Raw genomic sequence first — 23,582 nt, forward strand, 5'->3', positions numbered from 1 at the left:
AGGCTTGATATGGAGAAAAAGAAACGTATCGTCATTGCCCTGGGCGGGAACGCCCTCGGCAATACGCTTCCCGAACAGATGAAAGCCGTGAAGATCACTTCCCGGGCCATCGTGGACCTGATCGAGGAGGGCTGCGAAGTCGTTGTCGCGCACGGGAACGGACCTCAGGTGGGTATGGTGAACAATGCCATGATCGCGCTCACCCATGAGGATCCCCAGCAGCCGAACACACCGCTGTCCGTCTGCGTTGCCATGAGCCAGGCGTACATTGGCTATGACCTGCAGAACGCGCTCAGGGAGGAGCTTTTAAACCGGGGGATCACGGATATCCCCGTAGCGACCATGATCACACAGGTCCGGGTAGATCCGGAGGATCCGGCGTTTGAGCACCCATCCAAACCCATTGGCCGCTTTATGACAAAGGAGCAGGCGGATGTAATGGCGGAAAAATATGACTATATCATGAAGGAAGACGCAGGGCGCGGCTACCGGCGCGTGGTCGCTTCCCCGAAGCCCCAGGAGATCGTAGAGATCGGGACGATCCGCAATATGGTAGACTCCGGAGACGTTGTCATCGCCTGCGGTGGCGGCGGCATCCCGGTCACCCGTCAGGGCAATCACTTAAAAGGTGCCAGCGCGGTCATTGACAAAGACTTTGCAAGCTGTCTCCTCGCGAAAGAGCTGGATGCGGACTTCCTCATCATCCTGACCGCCGTGGAAAAAGCAGCCATCAATTACGGAAAGCCGGATGAGAAATGGCTGGGAGACATCACCGTAGACGAGGCAAAGCAATACATTGATGAAGGACACTTTGCGGCGGGATCCATGCTGCCAAAGGTACAGGCTGCCGTAGAATTTGCCGAGTCCAAGCCCGGGCGCCAGGCGCTGATCACCCTGCTCGAAAAAGCAAAAGACGGGATACAGGGGAAGACCGGAACAAGGATCCATCTTTAATCCTCATGAATTATATATCGCATGCTATGTAAATATTTATGTATTGATCGCCACTGGAATTCATCTGAAAGCATGCGGCAAACTCCTAAAATATGTAATTAAATATGACAACAGGGACAGCCGCGGACTCTGCCATGAGGTCCGCGGCTGCCCCTGATTTAAATTAAAGTAGCCGTCCCACTCTCTGGTAAGATTAGACGACTACTTGTGTAGTAATATGATATTTGTCCGGAGCAGATGGGCTGCATCCATCCTTACCAGTTTTTTTGGTAAGTATATTGTAACAAGCACAGGCGAAAAGTCAATCATCTGAATGTTAGTTCATACTGAAGTTTATACTGAGGTTCATACCAGTTCATACCGAATTCTTTTCCAGCCTCTTCCGCATCGTCTTTTCCACCGCGTTCAGGATATTTTCATATCCCGTGCACCTGCACAGATGCCCTGACAGCATTTTTCTCAGCTCATCTCTTGTGTATTCTTTCCCTCTCTCAAGGATCTCCACCGCGCTCATGATCACGCCCGGCGTACAGAACCCGCACTGCACTGCCGCCTCGTCTATAAACGCCTGCTGGATGTCCGACAGCTCGCCGTTCGGTCCCATCAGCCCCTCCAGCGTGCGGATCTCTTTTCCATCTGCCCACGCTGCCAGATAGATACACGAGTTATAGCACTCGCCGTCAATGATCACATTGCAGGCGCCGCACTCTCCGACCTCACAGCCTTTTTTCACACTGGTCAGGGAATAGTCATTGCGGAGCATATCTGTCAGGGAAGCCCTCACATCCACCACTGCCTCACGGTCCACACCGTTGATCCGGCAGCGGATTAGTTTATACCGGCTGTTTCCGGTCTGTATGCTGTTATCCTCACTGTCATCCACACAATCCCTGATATTACCATCACGGACATCCGCTTTCTCCTCCTGTTCCGTTTCCTGCGCGGCCCCGCTCTCTGCCCGCTTCACAGCCTCCTCGAGCGCCCGCTTACAGAGCACTTTTGAGATATGTTCCCTGAACGCCTTACTTGCTCTCCAGCTGTCCCGGGGAGTCACATCTTCGAGGACAGTGCTGCTGATCTTTTCGATGCTGTCTTCTGTCACAGGAAGCCCTTTCCCAGCCGCCTCCGCATGCACTGCCCTCATGGGGACAGGTCCTGCCACTCCATAAGCGATCCGAATGTCAGTAAATGTTTTCCTGTCATCCGATAGTTTTACATTTACAGAGCATCCCAGTGTAGCGATATCCATGGCATTTCTCATCGCATATTTGATGTAATGCCCCTGATACCCTTCATAAGATTCCCTGCGGATCAGGATGCCGGTCTGGATCTCCGCGGGGCGAAGGTCTACTTTTCCTGCCCGTATGTAAAAGTCCCGGATTGGGATCCGGCGTACCCCTTCCGGCCCGGTCAGCTCGATCACTGCATCCCAGGCGAAAAGCGTAGAGGCAGAGTCAGCGGACGTAACGCCGTTGCATGTATTCCCTCCGATGGTCCCGATATTGCGTATCTGAGGACCACCTACCATATCTACTGCCTCACCCAGGACTCCGATATATTTCCGGATCAGCGGGTCTCTTGTGATATGGGAGAAGCTTGTAAGAGGACCGATCCGTATCGTCCCGTCCTCCTCCATGCTCACGCCGCGCAGTTCATCCAGGCCGTAGATACTCACCAGCTCGGCTCCCGCCCGTTTTCCTTCCCTCATCTGCACCAGCACATCGCTCCCCCCGGCGATGATCTGGGCCTGCGGATGCTCCTGAAGGAGCCGGATGGCATGGTCAACGCTTCGCGCTTCATACAAAGCTTTCATATCATACATTCTCTCTCACCTCCGAACGATACCTCTCTCAATTCAAACCTCTGTCAGTTCAAATCTATCCGTTCAAACCTCTGTCAGATCAATCCTGCTTTCTGGAACTCTTCAAACAGCAGATGGGGCCGCATCGGGATCTCATTGAACGCCACCCCCACTGCCTGGAGTACAGCGTTCCGGATCGCCGGCGCAGGCGAGCATGTGGGCGGCTCGCCCAGCGCTTTCGTCCCGAACGCGCTCGTGGGTTCTGGATTCTCGATGAACTCTGCTCTCAGATCCGGGTGGTCCATAAACGTAGAAAGTTTATAATCCAGCAGATTATTGTTGAGCGGTCTTCCTGTCTTTTCATCAAACAGGAGTTTCTCTGACAGCGCATATCCGATGGCCATACTCATGCCGCCGTGTACCTGGGCTTCCGCGAGAGCCGGATTGATGACCTTCCCGCAGTCATGGACATTCAGGATATCTTTGACCTCCACTCTGCATCCCGGGATATCCACCTCCACCTCAGCAAATGTACACCCGAAAGAATAGGCATTGTTCTTGATCTGGTAACTGCTCTCCGCCGTCAGATGTCCGTTGTCTGTAAGGCTGTACAGCTTCTCTGTCGCAAGCTCTCCCAGGGTCATCAGGATTTCCCCGTCTGTTATTCTGACAATATTTCCGTTTACAATATCAAGATTTTCTTTCATCTGCCTTGTAAGCTCATGAGCAGTCTCCAGGATCTTCTCTTTCAGCAGCTCCCCGGTCTGACGGATGGAGAACCCCGCCATGTAGGTCTGTCTCGACGCATACGCCCCTGTCCCGAAAGGAGTCACATCCGTATCCTGGGTGGAGATCACATGCACCATCTCAAATGGGATCCCAAGCGTCTCCGCCGCCATCTGCGCGAACGCTGTATCCGCGCCCTGCCCGATCTCCGTCTCCCCGACCTGCACCTGGATGCTCCCGTCCTGATTGAGCACCATCCGGCATGCGGACGTTTCCAGCGAGATCGGCCATACCCCGGTGTTATACCAGAAGACTGCCATCCCGACGCCTTTCCGGACATCTCCTGTCTGATGGGCATATTCTCTCAGCTTTCTGTCATAGTCAAAATCCTTCCTGCCTTTTTCCATGCACTCTCTGAAAGAATCATAATAGTTTACATTCTTTGAGAAATAATCCTTATATCCCTTTGGCATGACATTTTTCATACGGAATTCATAAGAGGGGATCCCCAACACGCGCGCCACATCCTCTGTATGGCTCTCCACGGCAAACATTGCCTGTGGGATCCCATACCCTCTCATAGCACCTGCTGTCGATTTATTTGTAAAAACAGTATATGTATCCGCCTCGATATTCGGGCAGGGATACAACTGGGGGAAGCATCCCATGCCTTTCGCCGCAATGCTGTGTCCGTGGGACGCGTACGCCCCCTGGTCTGAGAAGCTCTCAAATTTCCTCGCCGCGTACGTCCCGTCCGGGCGTACATAGGAGACGATATGGAACCGGATCGCATGACGGACTCTTGTAGATACGAAGGTCTCCTCCCGGGAAGTATCCAGCTTCACCGTCCTTCCGCCCACCTGGGTACAGAGGTAGGCGCACAGCGGTTCATAGAGGATATCCTGCTTATTCCCAAACCCGCCGCCAATATAGGGCTTTATGACTCTTACCTGCCCCCAGGGGATCCCGAGAGCCTGCCCCACGATCCGCCGGCAGATATGGGGAAGCTGGGTGGACGTCACAACTACGATCCGCCCCTGCTCCATATAGGCGTAACAGACCGGATTCTCAATATGGCAGTGCTGGACCGCGGGCGTCTCGTACCAGCCTTCCACCTTTGTAAGCCCCGGCTCTCTGACCGCCGCCTCATAATCTCCGTTCCGTATGGAAGTGTGGGCCAGGATATTATTCGGGTACTTTTCATGGAGCTGAGGCGCGCCGTCCTCCATCGCTTTCTGCACATCCAGCACAAAGGGCAGCTCCTCATACTCTGCTTTCAGGGCGCGCACTGCCTGCGCGGCAGCGACCTCATTCTCCGCCACCACTGCCGCAATGTCGTCCCCGTAATACCTGACATGCTTTACCAGCAGGAGCCGGTCCGCCACATCCTGATGCACCTCTTCTGTTGACCACGGATGCCCTGCCGTCGGATAATAATATTCCGGCACGTCAAAGCAGGTCACGATCTTTATAACTCCGGGGATCTTCTCCGCTTCAGACGTATCGATGGACTTCACATATCCGTGGGCGATCGTGGAATGCATGACCTTTGCCACATACGCATCGCGGCCGCACAGATCGTCCGTGTATTTTGCCCGCCCTGTCACCTTTTCAAAAGCATCCACTCTCTTCACGCTCTTCCCGACTGCATGCTCCCGTTCCAATGCCTTTTTTACCGGGTATTCTTTTTCAGGTACCTTCGTTCTCTCTGCTCTTCTCTCCTCCATAAATCTCACCTCCGGTCTAAGTAAGGTCGATTTCTTTTCCTTTTACATACTTCGCACGGATTTCCCTCTCATCCGCCAGATAGATCATCCTCTCCAGCCTGTTCCTGACATCCAGCGGCTGCGGATGCTTAAGCCGTGAATCATCCAGAACGACCGCGTCAAATTCATACCCTTTCTCAAAGCTCCCCACCTTTCCAAAGAAAGCGCCGCCGCCCTTTGTCGCCATGTAGAACACCTCCTCTGCGGTCAGCGCTTCCAGGCTGTCATCCGTCAGCCGCCATCTCAGCTTGGACGACTGGACCGCATGCGCCATCGCGCGGAACAGATTCTCCGTGGAACCTCCCGCCACATCGCTGCCAATCCCGACGCGAAGCCCCCGCTCCAGGAATGTGCGCACCGGCGCGATGCCCGAGGAGACATTCATGTTGGACTCCGGGCAGTGGGCGATGAAAACGCCGTTCTCCTTCATCCTCTCGATCTCCTGCTCCCCGCTGTACACACAGTGGGCCATCACGGTCGGGCAGTCCGCGCCGAAGAGCCCGAACCGGTCGTACGCGTCCCCGTAAAATCCCGCCCAGGGGCAGAGCTCCTTTACCCATGCGATCTCCCCCTGATTCTCCGAGAGATGGGACTGGAGAGGCAGCCCGTAACGCATCTGCAGCTTCTTCAGCTCTTCCATCAGCTCATCCGTACAGCTCGGGGTGAACCTGGGCGTCAGGATGGGACGGGTATTTTTATATTTCCTGTGCAGTACATCTCTGATCCACTCCAGAGTCTCCCCCGCGGATTCTTCCGTCTCTTCTATAATATAGTCCGGACAGTTCCGGTCCATGTTGACTTTCCCGATCATGGTATCCAGTCCGGTCTTTTCCATCATATCCATCAAAAGCAGCGTAGCCGACCTGTGCACTGTCCCGAATATGCAGGCTCTTGTGGTCGCGCTCCTTCTCATATTGTCGGCAAAAATCTGATACGCCTTCCGCGCATACTCCAGCGACTCGTATTTCGCTTCCTCCGGGAATGTATTTGTCTCCAGCCATTCCAAAAGCTCCATATCCATCCCAAGCCCCCGGAAGGAATACTGGGGCGCGTGGATATGCAGGTCCACCAGCCCCGGTATGATCAGGCAGTCCCCAAAATCATGGATCGGATTGCCGCCCAGCCTGAACGGAAGCGTCTGGTACACTCCATCCACCTGCCCGTCCCGGCAGACCAGGTATCCGTGCTCACATATGCTCAGTTCATTCTGATCCTTACTGTATACGATATTTCCTTTTAAAATAAAAACAGGTCCATTCATCGGCTGTTCCTCCTCTTTTCTGTCTGATATGCAAAACGGCACGCTCTGCCGCCCGCATACTTATAGTCAGCCGTTTCCGGCGGCTGGTAGAGACGTTCAACCGATTATGAACCTATATAAGTACGTGATGATTTTCTCTATGTAGTTATGGTAACACCGGATAAAATGTGTGTCAATATCAAACCCGCTCCAGCATCACTTCTACGACTCCGCCGCAGACCATCCCCTCATCCTCCGCGGCTTCCATCGCCAGGTCTTCTCTGCACACCTGGAATAACGGCTCTCCCATACGCATCATGAGGAGCGCCTTCTGGATGATCTCGCTCTCCACGCACCCGCCGCCGATCGTATCCACTGTGCTGCCGTCCTCCCGGACCAGCATCTTTGTCCCCACTCCCCGTGGAGCAGATCCCTTCCTGGAAATGATCGTCGCAAGCACAGCCTTTTGTTTCCCCTCTGTCAGCGCTTCCAGAAGTTCATCGGAATATCCGCTGCCCTGCTCCCTGCCGTTCTTGATCTGGATGATCTCCGCCATGATAGAAACCGCGATCTCCTCCGGTGTCTCCGCGCTGATCTTTAATCCTATGGGCGTATGCACACTGTCAAGCTTCTCCTGATCCACGCCGTTCTGCGCGAGCTGGTCTTTCACGACAGCCACTCTCCGCCTGCTTCCCATCATGCCCACATACGCATATTCTTTTCCAAGAGCCGCTTCCAGACATTCCGAATCATAACGGTGCCCTCTGGTCACGATCACGAACCAGGTATCAGAATCTCCTTTAATCTGTGAAAGACCTTCCCGGAACGTCTCGCAGAGGACATGATCCGCGCCTGCTGCCCTTGCATTGTCCGCGAACTTCGGGCGGTCTTCCAGCACGGTCACTGTAAAGCCAAGCATCTTTCCCAGACGGATAATGGGCATGGACACATGCCCCGCCCCGCAGATGACCAGTTTCGGCGCACGCCTGACACGCTCCCGGAACACACGGACAGGCGTGCCGCAGGCATCAGGACCGGCAGATCCCGCGGTGTCCGCATTATCCGGGCTGCCGGGATCGCCCATTACGCCGACGGTCAGACTCTTCTCCCCTGCATGCTCTCCTTCAAGCACTGTCTCTGTCCAGATATCTCCCCGTCCTTCTTTGATCGCTTTTTCCAGCTGTACATAAAACTGTCCCATAGATTTCCTCCTGTGACAAAGAGCAGCACCTGCCAGATGCTGCTCTTATTTCTAATGTCCAAAAAATATTTCTTCTGCTATTTAAATACGACTATCTATCAGATATCTAAGCTGCCAGCCTTGCCAGCACGTCCCTGAGCAGTTCATAGAAGCGCTCAAAGGAATCCAGCGGCACATGCTCGTCCGGTGTATGCACATCATACAATGTCGGTCCCACTGCGATCGCGTCAAGTCCCGGGATTGCTTCTGTGAAAAGACCGCACTCCAGTCCTGCGTGGATCGCTTCCAGTTTCAGCTCTTTGCCGAAAAGTTCCCGGTAGCTCTCCAGGAATACCTCACGGATCCTGGACTCCTCCGCGTAGCTCCAGCCCGGGTATTCTCCGCTGTACTCCGCCGTGAAGCCGAATGTGTCCGCCAGAGTCTGGAAACGCGCCTTCGTATCTTCCTGAAGAGACGCCACAGAGGAACGCGGGGATACGACAAAGACAAGCTCATCCTCATCCGCCCTTGTTACACCGATATTGGAAGAAGTCACCACAAATCCGTCCATGTGGAGATTGCGGCTGAATACTCCGTTTGGCGTAAGACGGAGCGCGCCCACAAATGCCTTTGCGTCTTCCTGCGGTACCGCTGATGCGATCCTTCCGTCTTCCACTGAGATCTCACAGGCGAAATCCGGCTCATAGGGCGTGATCTCGTCTGCCATATCCTTTGCCAGCGCGCACGCAAGCTTCTCCGCTTTCTCTGCTTCTGCTTTGTCCGCATAGATCAGAGATGCCTCACACTCCCTTGTGATCGCGTTGTCCTTTGTCCCGCCGGCAAAGCTTACGAGCTTTCCGTCTGTATTCCTCATCAGATGATCCGCCATGCGCGCCATCAGCAGGTTTGCATTCTGTCTCTCCTTGCTGATATCCATACCGGAATGTCCTCCGAGAAGCCCCTCGATCTTAATGGATACAAGGCTTCCCTCAGCAGCCTCTCTCTTGACCGGTCTTGTAAACTGGATGCGAAGGCCGCCTGCACAGCTGATCGTTGCCACGCCTTCTTCCTCAGAGTCCATGTTGATCATCGTGCGGGCTGTGATCAGGGATTTGTCCAGAGCCTGGGCGCCGTTGAGTCCGACTTCCTCTTCTGTCGTAAATACACATTCCACCGGCGGATGCTGAAGCTCTTCATCATCCAGCACCATCATCATCAAGGCAACCGCCACGCCGTTATCCGAACCGAGCGTCGTGCCGTTCGCCCAGAGGACGCCGTCTTTTACGACCAGGTCGATCCCGTCCTTTTCAAAATCATGCTCCACGCCCGCGCGCTTGTCGCATACCATGTCAAGGTGTCCCTGGAGCATGACCGGAGCCTTATCCTCCGCTCCTTTGCTCCCTGCCTTTTTGATGATGACATTATGCGCCTCATCCTGGTGCACCCAGAGTCCTCTGTCTTCTGCGAATTTAACGAGATAGTCGCTGATCCCCTTCTCATTTCCCGAACCTCTCGGGATCGCGCTGATCTCCTCAAAAAAGTGGAATAATTTTTCCGGCTTGTAGCCTGTGATCTTATACTCCATTGTCTTTCCTCTTTTCTATCTGATTTTACGCAGGTATGCATTGTATCTGTGATCCTTACCCACAGATTCGATTATAACAGATTTCACTCGGTTTTACACCTCTTTGCTTCATTTTTTATTCAAAGTACATATATTCCATGTAAAATTCCTGAAACTGCCTGTCATTGGACAACTGAACTTCCTCCGCCGTCACGGCAAGGTGTTCCATCCGCTCCAGACATTCCTCTGGCAGAAGCCCGATGGCCGCCGCCTTCGCTACATCCATCTGATGGCCGAAGCCGCCTGCGATATAGATATGGCTGATCTCATCATAAGATGTACCATACCTGGAGAGCAGCGTCTCCAACCCTGCGCGCACTGCGGATTTGGCAAGCTGGAGCTCCCTTACATCCTTCTGATAGAATCGGATCTCCCTGCCGCTGTCAGAAAGAGCCGCCTCTGACAATAAGAATCCTTCGTCAAACCACGGTTCCTCCATCAGCCCTGTCTCATCAATGATCCCGGTCTTTTTCAGCTCATATACCGTATCGATCACTCCTGTCCCGCAGATACCGGAAGCCGGTTTCCCGCCGATAGTCTGAACAGAGGCGCGTCCGTCCCGAAGTTCCACGCTGCATATAGCCCCGGGGATGCTCCCGGTCCCGCATACGATATTGCCCCCTTCGAATGCCGGTCCCGCCGCTGTGGATGTCACCAGGATCCTGTCCCTGCACCCGACTGCCATCTCCCCGTTCGTCCCCAGATCGATCAGCACGCATGGTTTCTCCTGCTTATCAAAGTCCAGGGCATACATCCCGGCGGTAATGTCCCCTCCGACAAATGTGGACGCGCCGGGGCAGACCGTGATCTCCATCTCCCGCATCCACGACTGATCTGACTTGCCGCCGAACCCTTCCCAAGCACAGTCTCCACCATCTCCGGCTCTTCGTAGCAGAGGATCATGATCTCCGTCATGTCAAGTATGCGCCCTGCAAGGGAGAACGGCCCGATGATCCCCGCAAGGACCGGGCGGTCTGTGATCATCTCTGTCACTTCCCTGATTCCTTTTACGCACTCGCCTGTGCGCCCTGCTCCCACTTCCGGCACCTTAAGTGCCTCAGCCTCGTCCTCTTCATGGACCAGGGCTGCTGTAACTGTCGGGACCTCATCCTCGCTGTAGTGCACCGGGCTTCCGAAGGCCTCCGCTTCAACGGAGAGATCCATCAGGCTGAACGCTGCCCCTGTGTCAAAACGGTCCGCCACAGCTTTCATGCACTCAGCCTGCAGATGCCCGTCGCGCACCATCTCCTCCACTGTGTGTCCCGTGATCTGCACTCCCGGGAAGGAAAGGATAGGCATTGCCTTTTTGACCGGTGAACTGATCGTATCCTGGATCCACTGTGTCATATTGATCTTCATGATGTATACCTCCTGGCACATTTTGCTTTTTACTAAATTATAACTTTTTGCGCCGGGATATCTGGTAAATGTTTCACGATTTTGGTATTAATTATGGATTATCTGGAATTTTTTCCAACACAAATAGCATGATAATATCTCCTCCAGATTTATCTACATGTTTATCAACAAAGTTTCCGTCTTATCAACAATATGCACATTGCTTTTCTGCCTTTGCAGATGATACCCTTAGCATATCCCTCTTCTTTCCCGCTTCACCGTCCCTCAGATAACACGACAGGAACAAATCCCATAATGACCCTTGCCATAACTGCACCGTTTTTTTATAATGGAGGTAATGAATGAACAAAAGCAAAAACAACAGAATATCGCACCAGGATCCTGCATCCGGCACCCATTTCCCCATCAACCGAGAATACAAAGACCGCCTTTTCTGCAAGATCTTTGAAGATAAAAAAGACCTTCTGGAGCTTTATAATGCGGTCAATGAAACAGATCCACCTTCCCACTCCTCAGTATGTAGTTTTTTACAATGGGACATCTGATGAACCGGACCGTTCGATCCTCAGACTCTCTGACGCGTACATGCAGAAGGACATCCGCCCCGCATTGGAGTGCACCGCTGTGATGCTCAACATCAACTATGGCCACAACACAGCCCTGATGGAAAAATGCAGGAATCTGCGGGATTACGCTGTCCTCATCTCTGAGATACGCCAAAAGCTCAGTCAGGGTATGCCCCTCGAACCGGCTGTGGCCGATGCTGTTGACGAATGTATCAGGAAAGGGATCCTTCACGATATTCTGGTCAAAAACAAGGTGGAGGTTATCAGCATGATCTTAACAAGTTTCGATCAGGAAGAATACGAAAAGACAATCCGCGATGAAAGCTATGAAGAGGGATTGGAGCGCGGACTGGAGCAGGGATTGGAACGCGGACGGCACGACGGCATCCGGCAGGTCATACTTTCTATGCTCAAAAAGGGATTGTCCACTGATGAGATCAAAGGTATGACAGATGTATCGGATGAGGTCATTGAACAGGTCAGGGCAATGCTTTGATCCTTTCTTCTGAAGATCTTCCGCATGATCTCAGGGGGCTAAAGTCTTGATCGACGTTAGCCCCCTGATAATTCATTTCTTAAAATCTCCTCTGTACCCCCTTACAATCTCTATCATATTCAGATAATTCTCCGCCGGCACATAGTCCGGGATGGAATTCCCTGTCCCAAATGCGAAGCCGCCATGTCCCATACATTTCCGTATCACGTCATGGATATACTCCTTCATCTCCTGCTTCGATGCGTTGCATACCACATCCACATCAATCCCGCCGAAGTTGCCGATCCGGTCTCCGTATTTCTCTACCCACACCGGGAACCGTGCGATCTGGTCTTCATTGGAATGCTTTGCATCAATCCCGACCTTATCGATCAGGTCGTCCATCACATCAAAGATCTTGCCGCAGGAGTGCAGGAGAAACGGTTTCCCATAGCTGTGCACCAGATCCACGATCGGCTTATACTGTGGGAAGATCAGATTCTTCGTGTCATCCGTGGACAAAAGAGTATTGCTCTTATATCCCAGATCATCGCCAAAACGCAGCACACAGTAGATATCTCCGAATTCTTTCATAAACCGCTTCCATATCTTCAGATCAGTCTCTCCCACCTTTTGGAACATCTTGTGATAGAGTTCCTCATCATCTGCTGCAATGTAACACAGTCCCTCATATCCGGTCAGATCCTGCACACACTCAAAGATCCCGTTTCCCACGCCGCCGATTGCCTTCATCCCCTCCGGCATTTCATCCCGCAGAGCCCGAAAATATTTCGAATATTCATTAAAATAGAGCTCTGGTATCTCATCCCAGGGGTATGCTCTAAAATCATCTTCATCCTGTATCACAGGAGTCACACGGCTGTCTCCAAGCGCCCCGGCCCCAGGCATGACCAGACCGATACACTGTTCAAATGTCACCACATCATATCCGTATTCTTCGAAAAATCCGCAGTATATTCTGAAAAACTCATGGATATCCCTGTCATCTCCCTGGAACAGGGACTGCATGTCCACGCCTTTGATCTCCCCGATCTTGTTCATTGATACATTGTGCTCGTACAGCGGCAGCCTGGCCGCCTCCTTATTCCGGGCTGCGTTTACGATATTTCTGTAATCCGGTTCAAACATGGTTTTGTCTCCTCTCTGTTTTTTAACGTCTGCTTTTTGACTGCTTCTCTGAAAATTTGTCTGCCTGCGTTGAAAATTTGTCTGCTTGACTTGTTCCCTATACCATTATATAATCTTTAAAATTGTATTGCATCCATTTATATACGGCGTATAAATTTAAAGATTTTCCGCATAGAGGGCATTATCATGGATAACGCATTTGATCTCCGCGATCATTACATGTATACAAAAGACCGCATCGTGCTGACTGAAAAAGAGCTTGGCATCCCCGGCATCCGCATGTTCGGCAGACATGTGATGAATAATGCCACCTCTTCCATTTTCTGGCATTATCACAGGGATGCATTCGAATTTTCCATCCCCGCAGGGGGAACGTTCTCATTTTCCACAGAAACTGCAGACTATGATCTCCCCGGCGGCGATGTATTTGTCTCCTTTCCGAATGAAGTACACGGGACAAATCTGGTGCCGGTCACTGCCGGCGACCTGTACTGGTTCCAGCTCGATGTCAGCGATGAGGAGAACCTGCTTTTCCTCAGCCGTGACGCCGGACGTTACTTAAAAGAGAAGCTGCTCGCACTGCCCCATCACCTGATCCGCACGGAGCTGCGCAGGACTGTCCCCTTTATCCGGCAGATGTTTGACCTTGCGGTCAGCGGAGCGGACTCCCATCTTACGGCTGCCTGTTTCCACCTGTTCCTGCAGATGCTGATCGTCTATGCCATCCGGGAACCGTTTCCCATGTCCCCGGATATCAGGAAAGCCCATGACGAGATACTGTCAGATCCTTGCAGGGATTTTGCTCTTGAGGACCTTGCCCGGACAGCCGGGCTGTCCTGCTCCCAGTTTAAGCAGAAATTCAAAGCCCAGCTCGGCGTATCCCCGCGTCATTTCATCAACGCAAAAAAGATCGATCACGCAAAAAAACTTCTGTCAGAGGGGAGATCCGTGACAGAAGTTTCCATGCTGCTGAATTTTACGACCAGCAGTTATTTTGCAACTGTATTTAAAAAATATACGATGGAAACGCCGACAGAGTACCAAAAGAAACTGAAAAAACGCCTCGGCAGCCCCGATCATACTTAAAACCTGCCCCGTTTCAGCATGGCATACGCCATCTCAAATGTCGGCTGTTTCGCCGATTTCAATGGAAGGAAGGCGCAGAAAATTCCCCGCACCTTCCAATCTTTCCATTCTTTATAAGTTCATATGCTCAGCTCCTGGTTTCTGGCAGCATTACCTGCATTTTCTTCTGTACACACCAGTCCATGCAGCCGCACCTGCTGCCAGCACCGCGGCTGCCATCAGCCCGAACGGAGCCGCCTCATCCCCGGTCTTCGGAGCATCCGCGCCGCTGCCCTGCTGTCCGCCGGTTCCTTCGCTGCCGTCACCGGTATCGCCAGTATGATCACCGCCGGTTTCATCTCCGTCACCTTCATCGCCGGAGCCGGAACCTGATTTTTCTGTCAGCCCGTCCTTCGCCGCCTGCAGTTCAGCCACAGCATCATCCACTGTCTTCTGCTCATAAATACTCAGGCTCTCATCGTCCATCACAGCCTGCGCTGCCGCCAGTGCTGTCCTGTATACAGCGACGCTCTCGTCTGTGTAAATACTTAAGTCAAGCCCTTCCACTGCCTTTAACAGCTCTTCCAGGTTGGTCTTGTCCGCTTTGAGCCTTAACTCAGAGATCGCGTCCACCAGATCCTGCCATGCTGACGTTACCTCTTCCTGGAGAGCATTGCCATTCTCATACACTTCTTTCGCTTTTTCCAGCGCTTCCGTGAATTCCGCCTTGCCATCTTCTACATATTTGTCCAGGTCATACCTGCCGCCCAGGTCGATGGCTTCTTTCAGTGCCGCTTTATCCGGCGCGGTAAAGCTCAGCGAATGGAGCGCCAGGGATACCATCTTGTAGTCGCCAGGGAAATCGCCGAATCCGTCGTCATGCGGTTTCCCGTTGCTGACTCCCGGAGCGCTCTCCCCATTTTCATCATATGTATTAAAGTGCCACCAGCTGTTGCCTGCCACCTGATCATAGTAATAAGATACATCGATCGCCAGGTTGGAGACAACGGTGCCGCTCGGGATCTCCAGCACATCCGCAATGCTTCCGCTCGGATATTCCATCCTGCCTGTGCCCTTCTCCCACGCGATCACATCATATCCGTCAAAAGTGCCCATATGCGGGTTTTCTCCGCTCATCACCGGATCGCCCAGCGGTCTCTCCCACTGCCCGTAAGCAATGTCAAACGCATCGAGAGCTGCCTGAAGGGCTACCGTCTGTGCTTTCATCTCGCTAAAGGAAGCATCTTCTGTCTCATACACAGCTTTTGCCGCGTCAATCGCATCGCTCAGCGCTTTATTTGCCTCCTCATCGTAAGGATCACTGTCCGGCGTCTTGTTTTCAAGCATAAGCACTCCCTCATCACTATACTCTGTCTCTCCGTCTGCATCGTACTGCTCATAGTAAGGGATCTTGCCCTCGGTCGTCTCTACTTCGCTGCCGCTCTCATCTGTTACAGTTACAGAGCCTCCCCACGGGCTGACAAGCTTACACTCATTTCCAAGCGTGCTTGTGATCTCCACATGGCTTACCGCCTGCTCTGTACCGTCATATCCTGCGGATACTGTAAAGCCGCCCTTTGCCGCAAAACCTGCATATTCTGCATCCTTATCTGACAGCCAGTTCGGGAAGATATCGATCATGCCGCACTCGCTGTTGAGCATCATCTGGTTCACTGTCTCAATGGAGCCTGCTTTTTCAAAGCCGTGGTTATTATCTTCGATCGTCAGATTTTTCTGAAGCTTTCCATTTAACTGTCCCACGAACGCGTTCACGATCGTGTTGATATCATATCCGGCTTCCACTGCCTCCGGGAAGATACGCGGGAAGTTGTTGATCTGTCCCCACGGATTCCCGTTATCCACAAAGGTCTGGATCGTATTTGTCACAAGCTCCAGATCCTCCGGTGAAGAATAGTGGTTATACACATTGCCCGGGAGCACCGCATCAAGCGGGATCGCATTCCCGTCTCCCGGGATCGGGCTTGCCATGGGCTTCCACTGGGAAACATCAGCAACCCACTGTCCGTTTTCTTTCGGAGTTTCCAGTTCTGCCAGAGCTAAGGATTCCCCGCCGCTCGCCATAGCTGTCGGCTGTTCCGGAAGGTGTGCCAGGATCTCGTTCCACTGATCTCTCTTTGCCTCATCCCTGCCGAGGATCTCACTGTATTCAATGAGATGTGAGAACAGATTTTTCACTGTCGCCAGCTCGACCGCCGGGTTCTTGGAGAAGGAACCCTCATTGTAAGCCGCGTAGAGCGCATACTCGTAATCTCCGTCCTCTGTGTCTTCCTTTGTCAGCCATGCCTCATAGTATGCTCCGCAGGCTTTCAGCAGGTCGTAAAGTCCTCCTTCAAGATAACTCTTATCCTGCGTATAATCATAGTACTCCATCATGGGATACGCGCTGTATGCTGCATTCATTGCCTCTTGATGATAGTTGTCATCACAGGTAATGCCAAACGGCCCAATGCCTACCGGATAAAGCGCTGCGCCCTCGATCCCGTCCGTCTCATCGATCAGCCCGGCATCGATCTTCGGCTGGATCAGGAGTCCTTCCAACTCATCCGGGACGATCTCCCTTAACTCTGATGTGCTCTGCCCGCGGCTTAACCCCTCCTCCATATAGTCCAGCAGGGCCTGTCCTGCCGGGAGAGTCAGGTCAGAGTGGTTCGTAGAGTTCAATCCGTAATATGCTGCGATAAAGTTGTAATTCAGATGATAGTCTGCATTCCAGTTCGGGTTATCTGTGGTAAACCAGTTGCCGTACAGGCCGGAAGCCAGCCCGTCCTCGCGCAGTGCGGAACCAAGCAGATAAAGAGAACCATAATAGTAGGACTGGATCTTGTTCAGGTTTGCATCCTCTGTCCCGAGATCGATGTAGGACCGTGTCCAGAAATCCTGCCACCACTCGTCATGCTCTGTGCGGAGACCTGCGATATCATCCGCATCTTTTACTGCGCTGCCGAGCTCTTCCGCCTACTGGACCGGGTCGTCCCCGATCAGGGACATATCGGACGCTTTGTAAGTCTGTCCGCCTCCGCCTACAGCAGTTACCAGATAGACCGTTCCGCCTGCCGGAAGCGTTACATACTGCTCTGCACTCGTGCCATCTTCATTTGCTTTCTGCTCTTCGACGTCCGCCCCAACTACATAGGTTGTCAGTGCAGCTTCTGATACATAGGATTTTTCATTTCCCGTATCTTTTTTCGCTGTCTGGCGGGTCACATAGATCTGGCCGTCCTTCTCTGTCACATCGGTCGGATACTGGCCGTTATCATTCTTGACCCATGTGCTGATCTCCAGATCCAGATCTTCCTCTGACCTGGAAGTCATTTCCTGGATGAGAAGGTTTTTGCCCTCTGCTGTCCATGTGTTGATGTCAACTTCTTTATCTCCAAAATAGATCGAAGTGTCCACATCCGCTGTATCCAGGTTCATAGTCTCGCTGAACGGTCCGTTGGAGCCGGTACCGGGCGTACTGCCTTCATAAACCCCGCTCCTGTCGCCGTCGATGGAAGTTACCGGATCCTGCTCTGCATAGAACTCAAAGCGCCCCATCCTTACGCGGGGATCTGCTTCGTTGTCGTCCTGGACCGGCTTGTCGACCCATATACGCACATATTTCGCCTCATAAGTCTGATCCAGGCTGCGCAGTGTAGTGCCTGCTGCATTGCCCTCGACCGTATCCACGGTCGTCCACAGGCTGCTGTCTGTCTCTTCATTATATTCGTCTGACCACACCCTGTCGTCTGTGCTGACCTGGACCTTAAAGTCCTTTGCATTATGGCGGACTCTCCCGCTCCTTTATTGTCCCCGTAAAGGAATATCTGTGTCACACGCGCCCGCGGGTTATTGATCGAATCACCGTCTGATTCCTGGGTAGGAGTTGTAAAATAGAACCGGATATGTTTTGTCGTTCCTCCACTTCGAACGGCTGCGGGTTAAACACAACAACTGCCTGTTTTCCTTCTGTCTCGGCGCCCAGGTCCAGCTTCCGTATGATCGCGTATGCCGCCTCATCGCAGAGGACCTGCCCCATCTCCAGAGCCTGGAGCAGAGATCCCGGTATCCCGATGATCAGCTCCAGGGCTACGATCAGATAAGTATTCTTATGGGCTTCCCAGAAAGCCGGGGACTTCAGGGTAGTGATATAGTTGTCAAATCCGACCCATCCCAGGGACGCAGCCCCGTTATGGTTCTGAAGGCTCATAATAAAGCACGGGATGATCGAATAGATGACAAACAGCGTAAACAAAATAAATCCCGGCAGTAAGAAAACCAGTTTTGACCGGTTAGAATAGAAACTTTTCATTTCAGATTTCCTCCTCTTTTTCTGCTGACTTTATTGTAAAGTCAGGCTTCATTCCGAGGGGGACATATTTTTAGAACCGGGAGCGTTTTTTTTAGCTTTTACCGGCGCCCGTATCTCCAGTCGCCGCTGTCCTCCGGCTCAGGGGGCATGTATTTATGCATCCCCGGCTCGGAGAGATAAGAGAGCGCCAGCGCGGAAAGTGACGGTACAATGATCACAAGAGGGATCGAAATCCATATGAGCAGCGCCCCCGCCGCGATGATCAGCAGCATCGGAACACCTCTTAAAATATAACGTGATGAAATTACATAATCCAATCGGAGGATATTTCCAAATGAGTCAGAAAATCTCGAAAATACCGGGATCCTCCAGATCAGGTTCTCCGCGTACAGGAAGCTGACAAGCAGCATGACCGCCGCCGGGAACACACCCGCTCCTGTCCCCGAAGCAGCCATCCCCAGGACATAATGATCTCCTGCCGCGATCACCCCTCCAACCGCACCGTACAGGATACCAAGAGGAATGCCCTGTTTCAGATTCTTTTTATAAGCATCCTTAAATTCCTCAAACACTTTTCCCCTGTCATACCGGATACACTTGACTGTCGTGTGGTACATACTCGCAGTGGATGTAAAAAATGTAACGACCGGGATACATCCCACAGCCCACAAAACAGTAATGACCACCATATCGCAGATCTTGCCCGTAACTGTAAAAAAGGCGCCTTCCACGCTGAAAAAGCCTTTCATTCCCTTTGTTCTCCTTCCGTTTCCTGTTCCGCTGATTTTTCTATATCTGGATTATTATACTCAATGATCTTTCTGTTGCGGGGTAGATATTTTGTTATTTTCAGGCTTTATAAATATATCCTGTCTGATACTCCGGGATCTTTACAGGGGAAACGGTCAGCGTGAACAGCAGCAGAAGCTCAAAAAATTTTCAGATCTAACAAAAATTTTCAGATCTGCTTGACACGACACTGTCTGCCGGACTACAATAGGACAAGTAAAAACAACAGATTATCCCGTTTTCGACACTTTAACGAATTAGAAGAGCCGGAGACCCTTTAAACTTAAGGGTTTCCGGCTCAAACTGACAGAGAAAGATGTTGTATGTGAATGCTATTGTAAAAATTTTTTTATCATACTGTTTAATTCTTTTGGTCTGTAGTGAAGTCTGTCCAGTGGTAGCATAGTCAATCTGGTTAATGCGTCAAGGGCTTTGCTTCCGTTATAAAGCGCCATGTATTCAATATCGTGGACATTAGCGACGTTCATATTCTTTAAGGTGGTTATGAGATTGCTGGCTGTTACATGTGTTCCCTGATCATCTAGCCGGGCTTCCAGCAGGCGATAGACCAGAAGTGCGGTATAACAGATCAGAAAATGTGCCTTAATACGTTCCTGAAGCCTATGGTTGACCGGACGGCCGTCAAAGTTGGTTTTCATGATCCGAAAGCATTCTTCTATCTGGTATCTCTTATTGGATACTGCGAGGATATCTTTTGCGTGATCCTGCAGATTGGTCGCTACGGCATAGTAACCATCATATTTTTCTTCTTCGGCAATCTTATCCTGATCCAGGATATATTCCACGACTGCTGTTTCCCCCGATTTTGTTTTCGCTGTTCTTTTTAAGAAACGTTTTACATCGTTCGGACCTTTTTTGATCTCTTCAGGATCTTTTAACTCTAATAACTTCTTTGCCCGCTCAATCTGCCTGCTGCGGACAGATCTCTGATATTCCATCACCTTTCGGGAAAAAGTAATGATAATGCGCTGTTTAAGGACACCCTTCGCTTTCCGTTTCATAGTGCGTCCGTTCTTTAACGTCACATCTTCGTAGAGGCCGAGATCCAGTACCTTATCGGCATCTACCACTTTATAAGCAAAATCGTTATATAATTTCAGGTTTTCCTCTTCAAATCGGTCAAAGCTTTTCATTCCAGCGATCGTGACAGGTTTGTCATTGGAAAGAAGCCGGTAATCGTAGTCGTTGAAAACGGATTGTTTTAAAACACCGCTCATTTTTTTGATCGATTGCGTGACAATGAACGTCCTGCCGCCCATACTGTTAAATTTTCGGATGTTGTAAGAACCGAGACCGGCATCTGCGCAGTAGATAAATTTTGCATCCGGCAGCATTTTCATCACTTCTTTTTCCAGTGGGATAGCGGTAAGCTGTTCACTGGTGTTGCCGGGGTGGAGACACATGGTGATAGGGATGCCCCGCGAATCCATAAACAGCCCCATCTCTACGATCGGGTTAGGCCGATGCTCTTTGCTGAAACCGTACTGACGCATTCCCTTCATGATTTCTCCCGTGACTTCATCTACGACGTCTTCATCCGGCTGCTCTGATTCAAAATAGAAGTTGGAACAGTCATAGTAAAGGACAGAAGTATCTCTTTTTACGATCGTATTACTCTGCCTGAACAGCCATGCCAGGTAATCGTCATGGTTTTCTTCCAGTAAATCCATAAAACGCAGGATGTGCTGGTAATCAAAATCCGGCTGTTCATAGTAGGTGTCAAGCTTATGCCATGTGGCATGTTTTGAAAGCGGGTCGAGGATCCTTGCATAGGTAAGGAAACGGGATATCGTGTAACAATCGAAAGTAATCTTCCGGTCTTTCGTTTTCTGATGGAAGAAATCTCTGAGCCGGAGACCTTTCATAAGTTCCTGGAGGAAAAAGTATCCAATGTTCAGCCAGGTAGAGGAAGAAGCAGGGTCGTTTGTATGAGGAACACGTTGATTGAAATCAGCGGACAAAGTATATTCCACTTTTCCGGACCGGTATTCTTCATTCCACTTTCGTATCTCCTCGCGGACATAAGCCTCCGGGTCGTCCGTGATTTTCAGGAGTTCAGAATGTTTGCCGAACTTGATTATATTTTTAGATGTAACTTTTTTCCCGTTGCGAAATCCCTGCTGACCATAATAGGTAGGGTCTTTCAGGCGTTTATCAAAATAGAGCTTCAATCATTATCACCTCAAGACCATTATACCATAAACATGCAACACATGCAACATATAAAAAGATAAAATTTGACAAAAAAATACCGCATTTCTGCGGTTTGTAAGAATTTATTGATGATTCAACTGTTGAAAACCCGAACAGCAGCAGAAGCTCAAAAAATTTTCAGATCTAACAAAAATTTTCAGATCTGCTTGACACGACACTGTCTGCCGGACTACAATAGGACAAGTAAAAACAACAGATTATTTCGGTAGGTGAGGTTACCACAGGGATTGGGATTTTATCCCGAAGATTGCTGCCGCGGGACCGTGGAGACACGGTTAGATGGTCAGCAGGCCGCGTCGTGAAGGCGCAGCCTAATGCAATTGATATGCCCTGTGATGCTAAAGCTTGAACGATGCATGTTTCCATTGGGCATGGTTTTTGTTATGGAACTCTGTGGCTCCGTCATTGTTCAGGCAGTGACAGGGCTTTTTCTTTTGCAGCGCACATACCGATCAAAAAGTCCAGCTAAGAAATGTCAAGAGGTGATATGAAAAAAATTAATTTTTTACAATAGCGCAAAAAATGGTAACCTTAACAGACCATTCCGATATATTGGATTGGTCGCAAACTAAATATTGAGAATGCCGTGCTGATTATGCGGCTTTTCGTATCTTATCTGGATGCTCTGCGGCAAAGCGCCTGCAGTGCTCCTCCGGAGTGATGACCTCGAAGGGTTTGTTATCCCGAAGCATGGCAAAAATGATGTTGCAGATTTTATGCATGACAGCGCCCATTGCTACCGTCTTTTTCTTGCCGGAACACTTCCGGGTGTAATAGTCGTAAACCACAGGATTCACAGGCGTGCCGCTTCCCTTATCAACTTTTACGTTATTGAGCGCGACCATGTGAAGGACCCGTCTGGCAAGGCTGGAGCCACGTTTGGACATATGGACTTTATCGCCATTGAGTTTCCCAGACTGTTTGACGGCAGGATCAAGCCCAAAGTAAGCATAAAGCTTTTTCGGGGAAGAAAAAAGTTTAAAATCGCCCATCTCCGCAATCAGGACGATTGCGCTTAAGAAACCGATCCCGCGCAGGGACTGCAGAAGGCAGATCTGGTCGTAGATCAAAGTATCCTGCAGCCGGTCGACCGTCTCGTGGAGCGCCTTCAGGAGTGCGTCCAGATGCTTCTGGTATTCCTGGTAAGTATCGATATAAAGGCGAATGCGGACAGCATTGCTTGGAAGCGCCCTTCCGAAAACAGCAGCATCCTGTGCGGCAGCAATGATGGTGTCATACTTACGCAGGGCATAAGCTTCGCCAAAACGTGCTGTGCTGCGGATGATCTTCACGATATCGTCTTTAGAAGCGGCAAGCATGTCTTCAGCAAGAGGATAAGAGCTTAGCAGCTTTAAGGAAGACTGTGTGGTGACTTTGCTGAAGACTTTCGCATAAGCGGGGAAAGACACTTTCAGTTCCGCAGTAAGTTTGAGGGCGACAGCAGACTGGAGGTCCTTGAAATAATAGTAATCACGGACCAGGTTCCTCAGATCGACAACGGAATCATCCGGAATGATGGAAGTCTTAAGAGAAACGTTCAGGCCGACAAGGGCAGCCTTTTTCGAGTCGAATTTATCATTATGCAGTTTCCTTATGTTGATATTTGTGCTATTCTTAGTGATGATAGGATTAATGACTGAGCAGTCAAACCCCTTATCACGAAGGAAGCACAGGAGCGGGATGTGGTAGATCCCGGTAGACTCAAGGAAGCAGCGGCTTTTGAGAGAATACGTTTCTTGTGCTTCTTTTATTTTTGCGACAGCAAGGTCTCTGGACCTTGGATCAGAATGGACGATCTTAAAGGGCTTCCCGATAAAAGAACCGTTAGGGAGGGCAATAGACATCCAGGTAAAATCAGCGCCAACATCAAGGCCGACAGAGAGGTAAGAAGAAACGCTGTCAATCAATGTAAGTAATCTTTTGTAATGCATAGTAAACATCCTTTCCGGCAGGCATCCATTTCCAAAAGGTGGATACACAACCTAGCGGCTTATACAGGTATAGCCTGAGGCTTCCCAACCAGCCAAACCATAAATCACCACCGAATGGACAGACAGACTTTCTAAGAGGTTTCCCCGGCGGGAGGCCGGGTCCCAAGGAGGCGTCGTCAATCGCCCTGCCTCAGTGATTATACCTCATGATCTGATCTGATGCATCATGGAAGCCTCAGACACGGTAAGGAACAATAACTTCTGATGGAGAGAGAATCCCTCCTTCAGTTATTCATTTAGACTTTGTAACTATTAACCCGTAGTCATTATTGACTACACCATTATCATACTAGGAGGTGAGGTTATGGACTCTGGCGCCGGTTGTCATTTGTGCAGCTTAAAAGACGAAA

17 protein-coding genes, 1 pseudogene and 2 riboswitches are annotated in these 23,582 nt (G+C 50.9%); of the genes and pseudogenes, 3 read left to right on the forward strand and 15 right to left on the reverse strand.

Annotation, left to right across the window (positions count from 1 at the left end; translation table 11 throughout):
* The first annotated feature begins 9 nt into the window (after nt 1–9).
* Nucleotides 10–954 carry a carbamate kinase gene (gene arcC, locus B5G27_RS14915; protein WP_087179646.1) on the forward strand — a complete coding sequence of 315 codons (945 nt, stop codon included), beginning with the start codon at nt 10–12 and terminating at the stop codon, nt 952–954.
* A gap of 355 nt (nt 955–1,309) precedes the next feature.
* Here the strand turns inward: arcC and xdhC are convergent, their stop codons facing one another.
* The 8 genes and pseudogenes from xdhC to B5G27_RS14955 form a co-directional block, all read right to left on the reverse strand.
* A complete protein-coding gene (xdhC, locus tag B5G27_RS16960) occupies nt 1,310–1,813 on the reverse strand; it encodes a xanthine dehydrogenase subunit XdhC (RefSeq protein ID WP_087179674.1) in 504 nt (167 codons plus the stop codon).
* 96 nt (nt 1,814–1,909) lie between these two features.
* Nucleotides 1,910–2,776 (reverse strand): annotated as a pseudogene (gene xdhB, locus B5G27_RS16965) (xanthine dehydrogenase subunit XdhB); the annotation flags it as partial.
* 74 nt (nt 2,777–2,850) lie between these two features.
* Nucleotides 2,851–5,208 carry a xanthine dehydrogenase subunit XdhA gene (xdhA, locus tag B5G27_RS14930; RefSeq protein WP_087179647.1) on the reverse strand — a complete coding sequence of 786 codons (2,358 nt, stop codon included), beginning with the start codon at nt 5,206–5,208 and terminating at the stop codon, nt 2,851–2,853.
* A 16-nt stretch (nt 5,209–5,224) separates the two neighbouring features.
* Complete coding sequence (locus B5G27_RS14935; RefSeq protein ID WP_087179648.1) at nt 5,225–6,508, reverse strand: amidohydrolase family protein; 1,284 nt, start codon at nt 6,506–6,508, stop codon at nt 5,225–5,227.
* Between the two features lie 43 nt (nt 6,509–6,551).
* Nucleotides 6,552–6,648, reverse strand: a riboswitch (purine riboswitch).
* A gap of 38 nt (nt 6,649–6,686) precedes the next feature.
* Nucleotides 6,687–7,688 (reverse strand): XdhC family protein, encoded by a 1,002-nt coding sequence (locus B5G27_RS14940; RefSeq protein ID WP_087179649.1) that lies wholly within the window; start codon nt 7,686–7,688, stop codon nt 6,687–6,689.
* A gap of 106 nt (nt 7,689–7,794) precedes the next feature.
* Complete coding sequence (locus B5G27_RS14945; protein ID WP_087179650.1) at nt 7,795–9,252, reverse strand: aminoacyl-histidine dipeptidase; 1,458 nt, start codon at nt 9,250–9,252, stop codon at nt 7,795–7,797.
* Nucleotides 9,253–9,367: 115 nt separating this feature from the next.
* Nucleotides 9,368–10,105, reverse strand: a complete 738-nt coding sequence (locus tag B5G27_RS14950) for an ASKHA domain-containing protein (protein ID WP_162611268.1) — start codon at nt 10,103–10,105, stop codon at nt 9,368–9,370.
* Nucleotides 10,000–10,650, reverse strand: coding sequence for a uroporphyrinogen decarboxylase family protein (locus B5G27_RS14955; RefSeq protein WP_162611269.1), 651 nt, complete (start codon nt 10,648–10,650; stop codon nt 10,000–10,002). Before B5G27_RS14955 ends, B5G27_RS14950 begins: the two co-directional genes overlap by 106 nt.
* Nucleotides 10,651–11,127: 477 nt before the next feature.
* Between B5G27_RS14955 and B5G27_RS14960 the strand changes: the two genes are divergently transcribed.
* Entirely contained in the window at nt 11,128–11,712 is a 585-nt protein-coding gene (locus B5G27_RS14960; RefSeq protein ID WP_143449745.1) for a hypothetical protein, read from the forward strand.
* A gap of 72 nt (nt 11,713–11,784) precedes the next feature.
* On the opposite strand, the gene B5G27_RS14965 is transcribed toward B5G27_RS14960, so the two are convergent.
* Nucleotides 11,785–12,840 carry a uroporphyrinogen decarboxylase family protein gene (locus B5G27_RS14965; protein ID WP_087179654.1) on the reverse strand — a complete coding sequence of 352 codons (1,056 nt, stop codon included), beginning with the start codon at nt 12,838–12,840 and terminating at the stop codon, nt 11,785–11,787.
* A 186-nt stretch (nt 12,841–13,026) separates the two neighbouring features.
* Here B5G27_RS14965 and B5G27_RS14970 point away from each other — a divergent pair, with 186 nt between their 5' ends.
* Complete coding sequence (locus B5G27_RS14970) at nt 13,027–13,926, forward strand: helix-turn-helix transcriptional regulator (RefSeq protein WP_087179655.1); 900 nt, start codon at nt 13,027–13,029, stop codon at nt 13,924–13,926.
* A gap of 150 nt (nt 13,927–14,076) precedes the next feature.
* On the opposite strand, the gene B5G27_RS14975 is transcribed toward B5G27_RS14970, so the two are convergent.
* The 6 genes from B5G27_RS14975 to B5G27_RS15000 form a co-directional block, all read right to left on the reverse strand.
* Entirely contained in the window at nt 14,077–16,842 is a 2,766-nt protein-coding gene (locus B5G27_RS14975) for an FIVAR domain-containing protein (RefSeq protein ID WP_442911433.1), read from the reverse strand.
* A 39-nt stretch (nt 16,843–16,881) separates the two neighbouring features.
* The gene (locus tag B5G27_RS14980) at nt 16,882–17,646 is read right to left on the reverse strand and encodes a hypothetical protein (RefSeq protein WP_087179657.1); all 765 of its coding nucleotides are present in this window, start codon (nt 17,644–17,646) and stop codon (nt 16,882–16,884) included.
* 91 nt (nt 17,647–17,737) lie between these two features.
* The gene (locus B5G27_RS16275; protein ID WP_191415551.1) at nt 17,738–18,217 is read right to left on the reverse strand and encodes a sugar ABC transporter permease; all 480 of its coding nucleotides are present in this window, start codon (nt 18,215–18,217) and stop codon (nt 17,738–17,740) included.
* A 98-nt stretch (nt 18,218–18,315) separates the two neighbouring features.
* Nucleotides 18,316–18,966 carry a YesL family protein gene (locus tag B5G27_RS14990; RefSeq protein WP_087179658.1) on the reverse strand — a complete coding sequence of 217 codons (651 nt, stop codon included), beginning with the start codon at nt 18,964–18,966 and terminating at the stop codon, nt 18,316–18,318.
* Between the two features lie 372 nt (nt 18,967–19,338).
* The gene (locus B5G27_RS14995; RefSeq protein ID WP_087178621.1) at nt 19,339–21,198 is read right to left on the reverse strand and encodes an IS1634 family transposase; all 1,860 of its coding nucleotides are present in this window, start codon (nt 21,196–21,198) and stop codon (nt 19,339–19,341) included.
* 237 nt (nt 21,199–21,435) lie between these two features.
* A riboswitch (M-box (ykoK) riboswitch) is annotated at nt 21,436–21,606 on the forward strand.
* A 228-nt stretch (nt 21,607–21,834) separates the two neighbouring features.
* Nucleotides 21,835–23,172 (reverse strand): IS110 family transposase, encoded by a 1,338-nt coding sequence (locus tag B5G27_RS15000; protein ID WP_087178827.1) that lies wholly within the window; start codon nt 23,170–23,172, stop codon nt 21,835–21,837.
* Between the last annotated feature and the right edge of the window lie 410 nt (nt 23,173–23,582).

Origin of the sequence: Lachnoclostridium sp. An76 (genome assembly GCF_002161355.1) — a bacterium.
GTDB classification, from domain to species: domain Bacteria; phylum Bacillota; class Clostridia; order Lachnospirales; family Lachnospiraceae; genus Mediterraneibacter; species Mediterraneibacter caccavium.